This window comes from Thermococcus marinus, assembly GCF_055389025.1.
This window is the reverse complement of sequence record NZ_AP042417.1, coordinates 407552-420794: the sequence shown is the minus strand read 5'-3', so window position 1 is coordinate 420794 and position 13243 is coordinate 407552. Positions and strand designations below refer to the sequence as shown.

At 42.0% G+C, this 13243-nt stretch carries 12 protein-coding genes; 5 read left to right on the top strand and 7 right to left on the bottom strand.

The genetic code is table 11. The features are described from left to right. Positions 1–75: 75 nt before the first annotated feature. Positions 76–960 carry a hypothetical protein gene (locus ACZ5ER_RS02170; RefSeq protein ID WP_464934701.1) on the bottom strand — a complete coding sequence of 295 codons (885 nt, stop codon included), beginning with the start codon at positions 958–960 and terminating at the stop codon, positions 76–78. Positions 961–1118: 158 nt separating this feature from the next. On the opposite strand from ACZ5ER_RS02170, the gene ACZ5ER_RS02165 reads away from it, so the two are divergent. From ACZ5ER_RS02165 to ACZ5ER_RS02150, 4 genes are all read left to right on the top strand, one after another. After that, complete coding sequence (locus ACZ5ER_RS02165; RefSeq protein WP_464934700.1) at positions 1119–2147, top strand: hypothetical protein; 1029 nt, start codon at positions 1119–1121, stop codon at positions 2145–2147. A gap of 349 nt (positions 2148–2496) precedes the next feature. Continuing rightward, complete coding sequence (locus tag ACZ5ER_RS02160) at positions 2497–3267, top strand: type IV toxin-antitoxin system AbiEi family antitoxin domain-containing protein (protein WP_464934698.1); 771 nt, start codon at positions 2497–2499, stop codon at positions 3265–3267. A gap of 231 nt (positions 3268–3498) precedes the next feature. Then, a complete protein-coding gene (locus ACZ5ER_RS02155; protein WP_464934697.1) occupies positions 3499–4125 on the top strand; it encodes a type IV toxin-antitoxin system AbiEi family antitoxin domain-containing protein in 627 nt (208 codons plus the stop codon). Further along, a complete protein-coding gene (locus tag ACZ5ER_RS02150) occupies positions 4109–5059 on the top strand; it encodes a nucleotidyl transferase AbiEii/AbiGii toxin family protein (protein WP_464934696.1) in 951 nt (316 codons plus the stop codon). Before ACZ5ER_RS02155 ends, ACZ5ER_RS02150 begins: the two co-directional genes overlap by 17 nt. A 16-nt stretch (positions 5060–5075) precedes the next feature. Here the strand turns inward: ACZ5ER_RS02150 and ACZ5ER_RS02145 are convergent, their stop codons facing one another. The 5 genes from ACZ5ER_RS02145 to ACZ5ER_RS02125 form a co-directional block, all read right to left on the bottom strand. Beyond that, entirely contained in the window at positions 5076–6068 is a 993-nt protein-coding gene (locus ACZ5ER_RS02145) for a tyrosine-type recombinase/integrase (protein ID WP_464934695.1), read from the bottom strand. Between the two features lie 669 nt (positions 6069–6737). Further along, positions 6738–7169, bottom strand: a complete 432-nt coding sequence (locus ACZ5ER_RS02140; RefSeq protein ID WP_464935057.1) for an EVE domain-containing protein — start codon at positions 7167–7169, stop codon at positions 6738–6740. Positions 7170–7340: 171 nt separating this feature from the next. Then, entirely contained in the window at positions 7341–9260 is a 1920-nt protein-coding gene (locus ACZ5ER_RS02135) for a hypothetical protein (protein WP_464934694.1), read from the bottom strand. Between the two features lie 150 nt (positions 9261–9410). Continuing rightward, positions 9411–10412 carry a TRM11 family SAM-dependent methyltransferase gene (locus tag ACZ5ER_RS02130; RefSeq protein ID WP_464934693.1) on the bottom strand — a complete coding sequence of 334 codons (1002 nt, stop codon included), beginning with the start codon at positions 10410–10412 and terminating at the stop codon, positions 9411–9413. Continuing rightward, positions 10409–11515 carry a DNA adenine methylase gene (locus tag ACZ5ER_RS02125; RefSeq protein ID WP_464934692.1) on the bottom strand — a complete coding sequence of 369 codons (1107 nt, stop codon included), beginning with the start codon at positions 11513–11515 and terminating at the stop codon, positions 10409–10411. Before ACZ5ER_RS02125 ends, ACZ5ER_RS02130 begins: the two co-directional genes overlap by 4 nt. Before the next feature lie 259 nt (positions 11516–11774). Here ACZ5ER_RS02125 and ACZ5ER_RS02120 point away from each other — a divergent pair, with 259 nt between their 5' ends. Continuing rightward, a complete protein-coding gene (locus tag ACZ5ER_RS02120) occupies positions 11775–12224 on the top strand; it encodes a plasmid mobilization protein (protein WP_464934691.1) in 450 nt (149 codons plus the stop codon). Between the two features lie 304 nt (positions 12225–12528). Here the strand turns inward: ACZ5ER_RS02120 and ACZ5ER_RS02115 are convergent, their stop codons facing one another. Beyond that, positions 12529–13215, bottom strand: coding sequence for an eL43 family ribosomal protein (locus ACZ5ER_RS02115; protein WP_464934690.1), 687 nt, complete (start codon positions 13213–13215; stop codon positions 12529–12531). Between the last annotated feature and the right edge of the window lie 28 nt (positions 13216–13243).

The following is a 13243-nucleotide window of genomic DNA, read 5'->3' as shown; positions in this document are numbered from 1 at the left end:
AACTCCAGTTATCCGTTGATAGCTTGGCCACTAAAAATGGTGTCTGCGAAAGATGTCGGTATTACAGAGTTTGGTTTACACCCATTCTGTAAGCGGTGGTCTTATTGTTATGAACCCATTTTCTTCAAGGGTTCTTAATAGTTCACTGAAGAGTGAGTCGAGGGACTTTTCAGTTGCATCCATAGGGAGCAAGAATGCCGGTAGAAATGACTTAGGTAATGTCCACACAGCTCCAATCAGTTTGAATTCAGGTTTTATTTGCACAAAGTATGCCCACCCTATTTTTGGCAAATCCTCGAGCGTAATTATCTGGTCCTTGAGATAGGCTGTTATGTATTCTTCTAAGTTTATTTCTCCTGTTTTCTTATTTTTTGGTTTTGCGAGTGCCCCCAATTCCCTCGGGAATAGAGACTTCAGTAAGAGGTATTTGTTTTCGATTTCCAAGATTTCAGATCCGTCGAGTGGTCTCGAATTCTCTATGAGGAAGGAAATAAGGATTGTAATTATCTTTTCCTCAAGCTCTTTTACTTCATCATCTTTACTCTTTTCAATCTTATCCAGATTGACAATTATCTGTAATTCTTTACCTATTTCTCGTCCTTCCTTGTTTGTAATTGGGATTTTAACGTTCCTACCTTCCCTTTCCTCCGATAAATGGGCACATATTGCAATATGTTTCTCATCGAGTATTCTTATGAAAGGTCCTGTTAAGTGAACACCTTTTTCTTTTCCTTCTTTTATCATAAAACCTGAAGAGGTCAATGCTATTAGAAGGTCTCCAAACCATATTTTTCTGAAGCCTTTGAAGTGTTCCTTCTTGATTTCTTCGAATTCTTGCCTGATTTCCTCATTAAGATCTTGTCGTGCCATTAGTAAACTCCCCCATTTGTTCTTGCTTTCTCTTAACGAATTATTGTGACCGAGTTTAGAACCTGTTTCCTTATCAAAGTATTTTTTCAACACACATCATACTAGTTTTTACCTTTCCTTTTAATCCCATCTGATAGGGTCTAGATTTACACCAAATTCTTCGGTGTTAATTAAAGTCAGTTCACACCCCACTATCTATGACACAATGTTTATTGCACTTAAGGACGCGATTATCTTTGGTGGTTTGCATGGATTGTGAAATTGACGAGAAGGAGGTTGAGTTATTAATTTCCACCGCTGTTGACAAATACGTTGAGTATTACAAGAAGTCCAATATTGTTGTGGCACCTGATTTAAAAGATATCCATATTGAAACCATGGTAACTCCCCTCGACGTTGAAGATTCAATTGTTGCAACTCTCAAAAGAGAGTTCTCATGTTCGGTTTACCACTTACCATTAAGGATCCAGAGACGGTTGCCCATCTACCTAACCAAAGAACTCGAGATTCAGATAGGCATTGATCATTATGAGTATTGGGCTTGGAGCGCCGAAGTGTTCATCCATTTTGGGAGAGAACTAAGCATCCCTCACTCGGTTGCTGGCAACTTTTTCACGCCGTTTCATGGGGCATTAATGAGGCTGATACACACCCCAACGACTCGTGAGAAAGCTTTGCTTAATAGGATTATTCAAACCGTCGTTGATCACCATGTGCAGGAGTTTTTGATGGATAAACCATTCATAGTTGCTTCCGTGTCGTTTCTGGTTCTTGAGGCCATTCTCCGCGAGCTCTGCGTTAAATATGGGGCTTCAAGAGACTGGGCAGAAGACCAAAATCTGATAGCATTAGTTCAAAAGCTGAATAAATTCCTAAGGGAGAACTCAAACATCCCTGGCGAGTTTAAACGAGATTTACAAAACTTTATGAATCTTGTTGATGAGATCTGGGGTCCTAAAGTCAAGGAAGAGCTTGCGACTTACCCAAAGGCATTAGGACGGTTTGAGAGGAAGGAAAAGGATGGTTTATTAGGTTGGAGGGTTCTCGCGTATTGGAGAAACAATCTGTACCATGGAAAAGAAACATGGCTTCCAAAAGTGTATGGGGTTGTCTTGAACCTTATTTGTCTCCTTATGTGGCATCAGGTTCCATATGAACAGTACGAAGAGTTAGTTAAAGATTTAACTGAGAGAATACAGCATAATGAGTGGCTTAGAAGTATTGGCGATGAAACTGTGATGTTTGGTCATTTTTATCCTCCTGCTCATTTTCTGTGATGACTGTTTTTGTATTTTTGTTACATTGGTAAACTCTTAGCTACTGAATTCCCACTTCTCCTATTTCCGCTTAACAAAGCCATTCTTCCACAATAAACACCGACACGCAACATAAAATGAGTAGATCAGAGTTGATGAAGGTTCCGGTTTCCGTTAAACAGGGGTAGTTTCCGGTGAAGAGTTCGTCAGCTTTCAGCTTCATGATCAGAAAGAGGACATATTCTCATGTGTTTGGCTTTAGTTTCTGGTTCTCAGGAGCTTTCTTTAGGCCTACTACGTTTGATACCAAAAACTTAAATTCAAAATTTCTCAGATAATACCAAGAATACTTAACATAAGGCGAGAAGAAATGAACAAGATGGAAGTGCTTAGGAAGCTCACGGAATTGGGAGAGGCATTTACCGTCAAGGAAGCAAGGAACAAGCTAAAGATAGATGATAGGCTCCTGAACTACTATCTGCGAGAACTTACCAAGGAGGGGTTTCTGAGAAGACTCGCGAGGGGCATCTATGCAGTAACCCCTAACCCCAACCAGCCACCTGCCGTGGACGACTTCCTACTGGCATCGTTAATCGTGAAGCCATCTGCGATAGCTTACTGGAGCGCCCTCAACTACTACGGACTCACCGAGCAGATTCCAAGAACAACGTTCATCCAGACTCCTAAGAAGAGTGGGCGCTCCGGAGAGATAAGCATCGGCGGACGAAGATTCAGGGTCATAACGGTTAGGCCTCACAAGTTTTTTGGGCTGAACACCGTCAGAATAGGCGGGAGAGACGTCAGCATTACTAGCCCTGAAAAGACGTTAATTGACTGCCTTGACAAGCCCCAGCACTGCGGAGGCATCATAGAGGTCATGAAGGCACTGAGAAATGGCACTTTTGATAGAGAAACTCTTTTGGCGTATGCGGGGCAAATGAGAAATGCGGCAGTTCTGAAGAGGCTCGGTTTCCTCAGCGAGAAGCTTGGGCTTGGTCTTGAGAGGGGGATAAGAATACCCAAGAAGAGTCTCAGGAGCTTTCCCCTACTGGACCCGACAATGCCTCCAGAAGGCCGTTTTGACCGCAGATGGGGCCTTAGAGTGAACGTTCCTGAGGACTACTGGGGTGAGCTGGAGTAGTAGGAATTAAACAATGAAGGCCCCTTCACTAGTGATGGGGCTTCACATAGTAAATGGAGTATCCAAGGACATATGTTGTCTCAAAAATTCAAAGGTTTTTATTAAGTTGTTTGTGGTTTTGAAACATAATATGTATGAACAAATCAGCGACTAAGGAGCCCATGTTACATCCTCCTTCCCTGTTGTCAATTAACCATTAACTTTTTTAAGGGTTAGTTGATAACTCTGAACATGAAGCTCATAACTCAGTTCATTCTTTCGAGATATGAGGGGAGGGTAATCACAAGGGAAGAGCTGAGAGAAGTTTGCGAAAGATTTGGGGAGGACTTTGAATACATTGTGAACTACTACATAAGCAGAGGTTACCTCGTTAGGATCCTGCGCGGGGTTTATTACGTGAAAACCCTTGAAGAATACAAGTTCGGGAAGACTCCAGATCCAATGACTTTAATCGCAAAGGCCATGAATAAGTTAAAGCTGAAGTGGTACTTCGGCCTGTACACGGCTCTGAGGTTGAACGGGGCAACTTACGAGTACTACTCCCGGATTTTTCTGGTAACGCCGGTGATAACAAGGCCAAGACCTGTTACAATTCTCGGCGAGAGGATCCAGTTCGTCAAGCTGAAGGAATCTCTCCTGGGCTTTGGGATGGTCAAACGCGGAGAAATTCAGTATTCAGACCCGGAAAAAACCCTGCTGGACTTCATTTATTTAAAACGATACAACAAACGCCTTAATGCAGATGCCGTCGTAAGGGAATACATTGCAAAGGTCAGAAAAGAAAAGCTGATAGAATACTCTAAAGCATATCCAAAGTCGGTTCAAAAGGAGGTTGAAGCCATTGTTTCCAAGCGATGAGTTCACGGGCTTCATAATCCGGAAGACCGGTATCGAAAAACCGCTACTCGTGAAAAGAGATGTCCTCCTGCACGCAATCCTGCGAGAACTCTATGGGGAAGAGAGGTTCTACGGACGGTATCTCTTCAAGGGCGGAACTTGCTTGGTTAAGTGTTACCTGGGCTATTACCGCTTCAGCGTTGACCTCGACTTCACGTTTCCGCTGAGGAGCAGGCTCTCCCGCTCGGGGAGGAGGAAGCTGATAAGCTCCGAGGTGAGGTGGCTCTCGGAAAAGCTCGCTTACACCGCCGAAGAGCTTGGCCTGAACTTCAGGCCTTTTGAAGGAAACTCTTACAACAGGAACTTCGTTCACTTTGAGGGAAACGAGAACAGGAAGATAGTCTTTTTTCACCTGTTCATGCCAACGGGTGAAGTCGTGAAGATTGAGGTTAACTTTTTCGAGCCAGTGCTGTTTGAGGAAAGGGAGGTAAGTGCCAAGACGCTTCTTGAGGGGGTTAAACTTGAAAATGAAGAGAGGGCATACTTCTTCGAGGAGCTTGAACGGTACTCAACGCTTCCCGTCACTGCTTATTCTCCTGAGGAAATTCTGGCCGAAAAGATTAGGGCCATTTTAACCCGGAGAATTCAAAAGCTGAGGGATTTCTACGACGTTTTCATGCTCTACAGAGCGGGTCATGATTACTCGGACGTTATTGATGAGGCCCTCGAGAAGATACGGTTTAGTATGAGGTTCAGTCCGGAAAGGACCGCTGAAAACCTCCGGATGAATTTGAAGTCAATTCAGGAGGGCAGGTTCAACGTTGTCCCTGAGCTCATGGAAAATGAGCTTGAGCTGGTTCTCACAAGGCCACCTGAATCCGAGTTTCGGGCGTTCATGAAGGACTTTCTCGAGGTTCTAGGTGATATGGATCTTGATAAAATGCTGAGAAAATAAAAAGAGCTAAATAGACTCATTTCAGAAATCTGAGATTACCGAAAACTTGCTCATACGCATCCTGTAGCTCATCTACGGTATGGTGGGAGTAATGCAGTGCATTGATGTCGTATCTGATGGAATGTCCCATTAGAAGCTTTTTAATGGTTGCATTGCCGTTTCGTCTGTCCCATTCCTGAGCAAAGAACTTTCTCATGTGCTTTGGTCGGAGTTTCTGACCCCTTAATGGACTTTTTCTCCTGAAGGGTCTTTGCATTTGCGGGACTGTCGCCAGAGGCTCTTGTAAAGTTGGTTTGTAGGTTTGAATGTATTCCTGCAGGAGTTCTTGGATTTCTTCTGTGAAAAATACTACTCGGCTTTGCTTTGTTTTTGTTTGAGAAGTGTTGAGATAAATTCTCCGGTTTTCTAAATCTATGTCTTTCAGGGGCACTCTTGCCAGTTCGCTGACCCTCATGCCCGTAACAGCCATTAAGAGCATTGCAGTAATGAACTGATCTTTCTTCCAGTCTTCAAAGCGCCAGCTGAGGTGGAGGGAGTCAACCAGCTGTATTAAGTTTTTGATGTCGTCAACGGTTACGATGGTCAGGTCTATGTCTATCTCCTGCGGCGCTTTTAAGGATTCTGCAAGGTCAATTCCCGCAATTCTGAAGAGCTTTTTAAGGTATGTGACGTTTTTGCGATAGTAGGATACTGAGTACTCCCGCCTAATGGTCGCAAGGTACTCCTTCAGATCTCTCATCGTAAAGATGTATTTTCCCTGCTGTTCTTTTGCCGCTTCCTTAAGGAACATGTTGATTAGATACTCAATGCTCCTTTTGTGTGCGTGGCTAACGCCCTTGGCTTCGAACTCAAGGAACAGCCTGTCAATGTCCTCCTCGGTGATTACGTAGTACTGGTTTGGATTCTGAACCTGGAGGAGCCTTCTGTAGTATTCTTGCTTACCACTACTGTGGAAAACGTGTCCAATTGCTGGAAATGCTGATTGGGGCATTTCTATGTCTTCTTCCAAAATAGGCTCTGTAAGGGCTTCATTTGGCAAATAAAGGTTTTTCCGCCTAGCTTTGGATCCCGCGACCCGGGTTCGAATCCCGGCGGGGCTACCACACAAACTTCGCCTGCGCGAAGTTTGACCAAGGTTTATGATTCTTTTTTGGAATGCTGTTCTTTGGATGGATTTCTTCTTGAGTTACTCCTTTTGAAGGGGTGAATTCCCTTGAAAGCGCCTTTTATAAGAGGTTCAAGCCTTTTAGCGCTCCGATGGAGCGCGGTTTAAGTAGAACCTCTCCAAGAAGAAGCATTGGTAGTGAATTCTTCCTCGAAGGGCTAAAATGAAGAGGCAAATCCCTTCTTAAGAAGAGTCTTGTACAATGAATCACAAACTTTTGGTCAAGCTTTGCTAAAGCTTGCTCTGTACTCTCAAACCCCCGAGTGGGGCTTCGCCCCACAACCCCGTTCTTTTTAAAACTCTGGGGGGCTAACGCCCCCACACCCCCAGAATTTTGCCTGCGCGAAGTTTAGTGAAGCTTTTTGTAGAACAGCCGTTGAAAGCGACCACAAACTGTGGCCATTACTCCTCAAGTGATGCCCCGTCACCAGTGATCGGGTGTTCATTTTACCAATTTGAGAAGTTTAACTAACAACCCCGAACTTTTTACGGGTTGTTACTCGAAAATAAAAATCAGAGAAGGCTTTCAATGAGCTTGTAGTCTTCTTCTGGGATTTCTCTCATCGCCTTGCCCATCAGGTGACCGCTCCAGCGCTTCTTGTTGGTGATGAACTTCAGCTTTGGAACCAGCGGCTTGAACTCAACCTCGCCAAGCTTTACGGGCCTAATCTTCACCCTCAGCGGGTAAGTCTCGTTGAGGTGCGGCGGGCTCTTGAAGATTCTGCTTGAGTCCGTGTAGGGCTCGCTAACGACCTCGAAGATGCCAACGATCTTGGGTTCGAGAATCTCTTTGTTTTTCCTCTCCTGCTTGACGTAGAAGACGAGCTTATCACCGGGATTGACTTTGGCAATGGTGTTCCTGTGCCTTCTCGGCACGCCCCAGACGTTCTTCTCCTTGACAACCTCCCAGTTCTCGCGGTTCGTAATGCAGAGCCAGTAAGTCATTGTACTCACCGGATATTCAATAAGAAGAGGATGATAAATACTTTGCCTTAGTTCACTTCATTACTTTTGAGATTCTAGCCAGATTCAAGTCCTAGCCCTGTCTAAGAGCAACGCTCATGAGTTCGGAGACTAGACCATAAGTAATATTTTAGGCCTGTTAAATAAAGAAGTTTAAAAAGATACATGTTCTCGATTCTTTTCTGGAACATATTTTAGAACAAACTCTGGAGGCTCTTGGTTACGGTTAGGAATTAACACTCCCATCTGGCCCACGCCAGAGTTCCCTTTCTTTGAGAGAACAAAAATGAAATCCAACATTTTTACTTTATCTTCAATATCCTTGTCTCCCCTGAGTTTCTCTGCTACCCATTTGAGTGTTTCTGAGACGCTATGCGTGGGATCAAAGAGAGCCATCCCAAATCTTATCTCATAATCACAGTAAGTTCCAGCAGTTTTTAGTTTGGGCTCTATAAACTTCTCCTGAGTCTTATCTGAGAATAGCTGCTTAATACCATTTATCAAGTTGTTTTTACCACTGTTGGCGCTAGACTTTCCTTCTATTAACCACAAAATCCTCCTGTCATGGTTAGCAACTATTAAATCAGGAATTCCTTTCTTTTTGTCTACTGGCACGCGTCTGCCATCTGACCCAATTAGATATCCCAACTCACTTCCACCATGATTATGAAAGATTACCTGAAAACCCGGTGTAAGGTCAGCAAGAACATGGAGCAGTATGGTAGCGTTCTTTTCAGATGTCTCATTGTATCTCCAATATGTGGCATTGGAGAGAATATTTTTGGCGTTTTCTTTTTGTTGTTCGAACTTTTCCATCACTACTCCTTTTAGGCATGCTCCCCAGTTAATCTCACCGTTATTACAGGAGTTGCAGGCTTGTGTGATATCCTCCGCAAGAACTTCAACCACGGCCTCCCTAGCAGCCCCAATGAGTAGCTTCCAGTTGGTCTTATCAAAACGAGTAGTATTTAATTTATGTTTCATTTTTTCGATAACCCTATCCCTAATGTTTTCATCTAGATTTTCCCTGAGAACAGCAATGAGGGCATTAGCTGGGTCCTTATTGTTGCTTGTGATTAACTCTTTAATTTTCTCTTTTTGTACAAAGCTGTACTTTGTGTCTGTTAAGTATATGTTATACCTAGAAGCCAATAAAACGAGTTTGTTCGATTGTATTATACTCTCGTCGAGTTCATGGAATACAACTATCACAGGGACTTTTCCCTGTGATAGATCGTGAACTACTTTGCCAATAAGTGAAACAAGTCCTATATTAGGGTCATGGGCAAACTTGCCTTGTTTTTCAAGCTTTGCAGAGAGAATAACTAGCTCCCCACAGCGAGTCTTTATAAACTTTATTGCGACAGGAACATCGGTAGCATTTCTAATTTTTGAGATGACAGTGGAAAAGCTTTTTGCATTTTCTAACTCCTCCAAAGAGTGAAATCTCTCAATGTTCAGACACTGAATGAACTTCCTGATATTTTCTGGTTCAATCTCAACACCGATTGTTTTATAAAGCCTCATCCCGAACTTATATGTTTCAGGAATCTTTCCTTTTAAGTTTTGGTCATGGTAATACATTATTTTCAGAGGTCTTGAATGCTTGTAAATTATGTCGAGGAATGCGAATTTTGTCCCACGTTGATAAACTGAAGTGTTTCTCGACTCTTTAAAATCGGTTTTTGTTGTCTCTATTGCGTATATTGGGACGGCATCGGGGGTGGGTTCTTTTTCCGAGACATAAACTAAGTAATCTACAAAACTCCCAGTATTTCCTGTCAAGTTTGCACTTCCTTGTCCTAACATGATGTAGACAGGTAAAGGTACCCAGTTAGAACCGATGTTAATCTCCACCGTGTATCTAAACTCGAATTCTCCATTGTTTTTTATTTTTGGCAATATCCTAACGTTATCACATGTCTCCCCCGAACAGTTCTCAGGCAATTCATAAGGGAAATGTATGCGCCTTTCAGATTCTAATCTTTTTAGTATGTATAAAACAACATCTGTCCTAGGCTTTTCCTCACTAATAATCCAGACTTTATTTTGAGTCGCAATGTGCTTTTTCATGGTATACACCTCAAAACAAACTGGAAAAAGATAATAATAAGCTTTACTAACACTAATAGTAATAAAAATTTTTAGTTCAACAAGGATTATCCCAATTAATAGCTTTAAGTAGTAGTACCACAATAAAAAAATAAGGCAAATGCAAAATCACTAATCATTTCCTGAAAAATATCGTCTGAATGGATCTTCTCTTTTTCCTCTCTTCCTGAAAATCAATATATATTGATGGAAAATATTTCCGACATATTCAAAAGGATACCCATAAGGATACAAGTTCTGAGTCTTATCAAACCAAATCTTATATCCCTTAAATTCTAACTTTGGCACTTTAGACAGTTCCCTAACTATATCTGCATGTATAAGGTAAGTGTCCTCTTCTGTAGGTTGCATATCTTTAATAAACATTACGAGGTATCTTCCTTTCTTTAGGTATGGAACTAAGCTCCCAATAATTCTGCGGAGCTCATAAAGAAATTTAGAATAGTTCTCTAGATTACCCAGATCTCTTTTATCCTCTGTGAAAGGCGTTGAATATTTTCTCCCAGCTTTCTTCGCCTTTTCACCAGTTTTGGGTCGAGATTGCATGTTAAAATAAGGAGGATCCGTCAAAATAAGGTCAAAGAACTCTCCAATGTCTCCTAAAACATCAGGAAGATTTCTAGCATCTTCTACAAGGGTGAGTTGTTCTTTTAATCTAAGTTTTTTTGTGACTTCTTTATAAATTGAAATGTACTCTTCAGAAATGTCCACCCCAAATGCGTTTCTTCTCGATAATGATGCTCCCAATAGTGTGCCCCCAACCCCCATAAACGGATCAAGCACCCATTGGCCTTCTTTTGTGAAAAATTCTATAATCCTTTTCATGAGTTGAGGGGGTTTAGGGGAAGGATGTTTCTTTCTTAGTTCGTGGGCATAGGACTCAGGGCCTGAAACAGGATAAGCAGTTACTTCAACACTTGACAAAAAATGAGTCCATTGACGCCCACTTAAATTGTTCAATGAATTTCTAACGTCATATTTTTCACTATCAGGCCCGATATAAGAGTATTTCCCGTGTTTTTTGTATTTTCCTTTAAGGATGTCCTCTCTGAAATCCCTATAAGGATAGGGGTCAAAATTTTTTAGTAATTCTCTAAAGGTTACAGAGCTCATAATACTTCCCTCCTATACACGAATATATACTCCTTCACATTATTTCGCTTGACATTATTATGGCTTTTGAACCTCCTATATTCAACTTCCCTAAAGTACTTAAATTCAAATTTCCCAACTTTATCAAATATGCTAAATATGTCGTCTTTAGATAATAATCCTTCGCTGTTGTAACTTAGAATGACATACTTGGTTTTAAGGAGGCTAAGTAATTTGAAAAATGCACCACGCACTTTGGTCTTCATGCTAAACAAAGACTTATCTTTTTCAGAATAAACCCGAATACCACTAACCCCTTTTATGTCAGGATTATCATATCTAGCTATAGTCTCCAAAAGATGATAATTGGCAATGTATTGCCTACTATTATATGGGGGGTCTAGGTAAGTTATGTCAGTTTCAGGAAAATCACTTCTAGATATCAATTCAATTACGTCCCCCCAATAAGCCCTATGTATGAACTTACTGGGAATAATCTCAATAAATTCTGGGCGAAATGGCTTAAATGCCCGCCGGTCCCATTTCTTATTAAATGCCCCATACGTCCCTGAGATATTAGCTATCCTCTGGACACCCAAAATGATAGATGCCAGAAGGTAATAATATTCATCTTCAGAGAGATATCCTGCCAATTTCCACTCTTCTAGGGTTATTCGGGCACCATCTATCTTTTTACCATTTTCAATAGTGAAATACATTCTTTCAATACCATCCACATTTAAGCTGTAGGGAGTATAATGGCTAAAAATAAACCCTTCCTCCTCAGTTGAGGATAAGTAAGTCAATATACTCATGATTCTCTTTTCAAGACTTAAACCTTGTAACGAAGGCAAGGGAACATTTTCAAACGTTGGATATTCATTCAAAGTTATTAAAGCCCTCTGGAGAGCATAAGAAAAATACAAGTTATCCGATGAGATTATAGAAAAGGACTTTTTAAAAAATCTACCTACAGCCCCACTACCGCTAAATGCATCAAAAAAAGATGTACCAGTAATATTGTTATTTTGAATGACCTGCTTCAATTCAAGGAGCAAATTTAACTTGCTACCAATCATCCGAAGAGGGGGAATCTTAGATGGATCTACTATTTGAAGTTCCATTTAGTCCACCGCGGCATATTTGTAATACGCACTATTTAAATGTTCTGGTCATACACAAAGTTCTCTTGAGTGTGGAATACACTCAATGCATACACTAGCTTATGTCTGAGTCAGTATAAAATATATCCCTAAGACACAGAATTAAAAATTATAAATGCCAAAGAACAATAAAAATTCAAGATTTCCTACATTCAAACAAATGAAGCAAAATTGAACAATGCTTTAGTAGGGCAAACATACAAGTACCCGGTGAAAAAAAATGTTTGAACAAATAATAAAACGACTACATGAGATAGGGGCACCTGCAGACTCTCAGAACAAAATACCCTTAGCAGGTATTAAAGCATTTGAGGTTATTGTAAAGACTAAAGGGATTAAAAAAGGGGAAGAAGCTATTGAAATTGCCGTCCAAGAGTTTGCTAGATATAACAATGGAGATTATGAAAGCCTCCAAGACTTTAGAGCACTCATTGAAAAGGAGCTCCAAGAACTAAAGGGAGCCCGCATTATAAAAGCAAAGACTAGAGCACTCAAAAAAATTTGGGAAATTGAAGGACGTGCTTTACTTGGGCCCCAGAAAAGAAATCGAATTGTACTTTTACGTGTGACAGACAAAGAATACGAAAAGCTAATAACTAAAGCCCAAGAAGAGGGGCTCAACATATCAAACTACATACGAAAAAGACTTGGACTTCATTATAAAAGTTAGCATCTCAGATGTCATTGGATGTAGAATTTTTTGGATTTTTTACTCATGCAAGGGAGCATTAAAACAATAATTACAAACTACAATGATGGTATAACTAAGATACTGACTACCTATATAACACTAAATCTACACATGGAAAGAAGTGCAGACGAAGAAGGTCGTCTCAGGTGATAAGATAAAGTAATACCCAATTCCATCAGAAGCAAGAACCCCAACATAGAGGTCGCCCCGGGAGGTACTGCCCGGAAAAGCCGTTCTTCAAGCAAATACGATTTATGTAAAAAATTTCTCCACCAAAACCCCGTTAAAACGCAAACTCCTCGACGCTGAACTGCTCGACGACTCTCTCGAAGTCAGTCTCAGGAGTGTAAACGAAGCCACAGCGGGTGCACTTCAAAACGCCGTTCTCCTCGGCAAGCGGGGAGAAGCAGACCGGACAGCGGTACTCCTCTCGCCTCAAAGAGTCATAAACCTCGTCCCTCATGACGAGCAGGTTGAGCTCACTCTCCCAGTCCTCGTGGAGCATTCCCCAGTAGGGGGTCTCGACCGGATAGAAGTCCTCAAGGATTAGAGCCTTAATCCCTATCCCCCTAACCCCCGGTGGAAGCCTCTCGGCCGGCTCGATGGAAACGACGAACTGGCCGTAGAACTCTATGTTCTCGGCCCTAACGGTTAAACCCCTCGACAGCCTTGAGCGGAGCGGAATCAGCTGGAGGAACAGGCTTTCCCTCTCCACGTCCCAGCTCGCGCTTATTGAGACGCTCCCCTTCACGAAGAACTGGGTTATCGAGCGCTCGTCCTTCTCTTCGCCAGCAAAGGAAAAGCCCAGCTTTCTCATCGCCCTTCCGAGGAAGTTCGGCCTGGGGAGCTTTTGGTAGTTAATCAGGTACTCCCCTATCCACCCCGCCAGGGGCATGGAGTAGCCTATGAACGCCTGCCTCTCGACGCGCAGGTAGGCAACGCTGGGGAGGAGCTTGAACTGGTCGAGCATCGGAAGAAATAGGCAGAGGGACTATAAA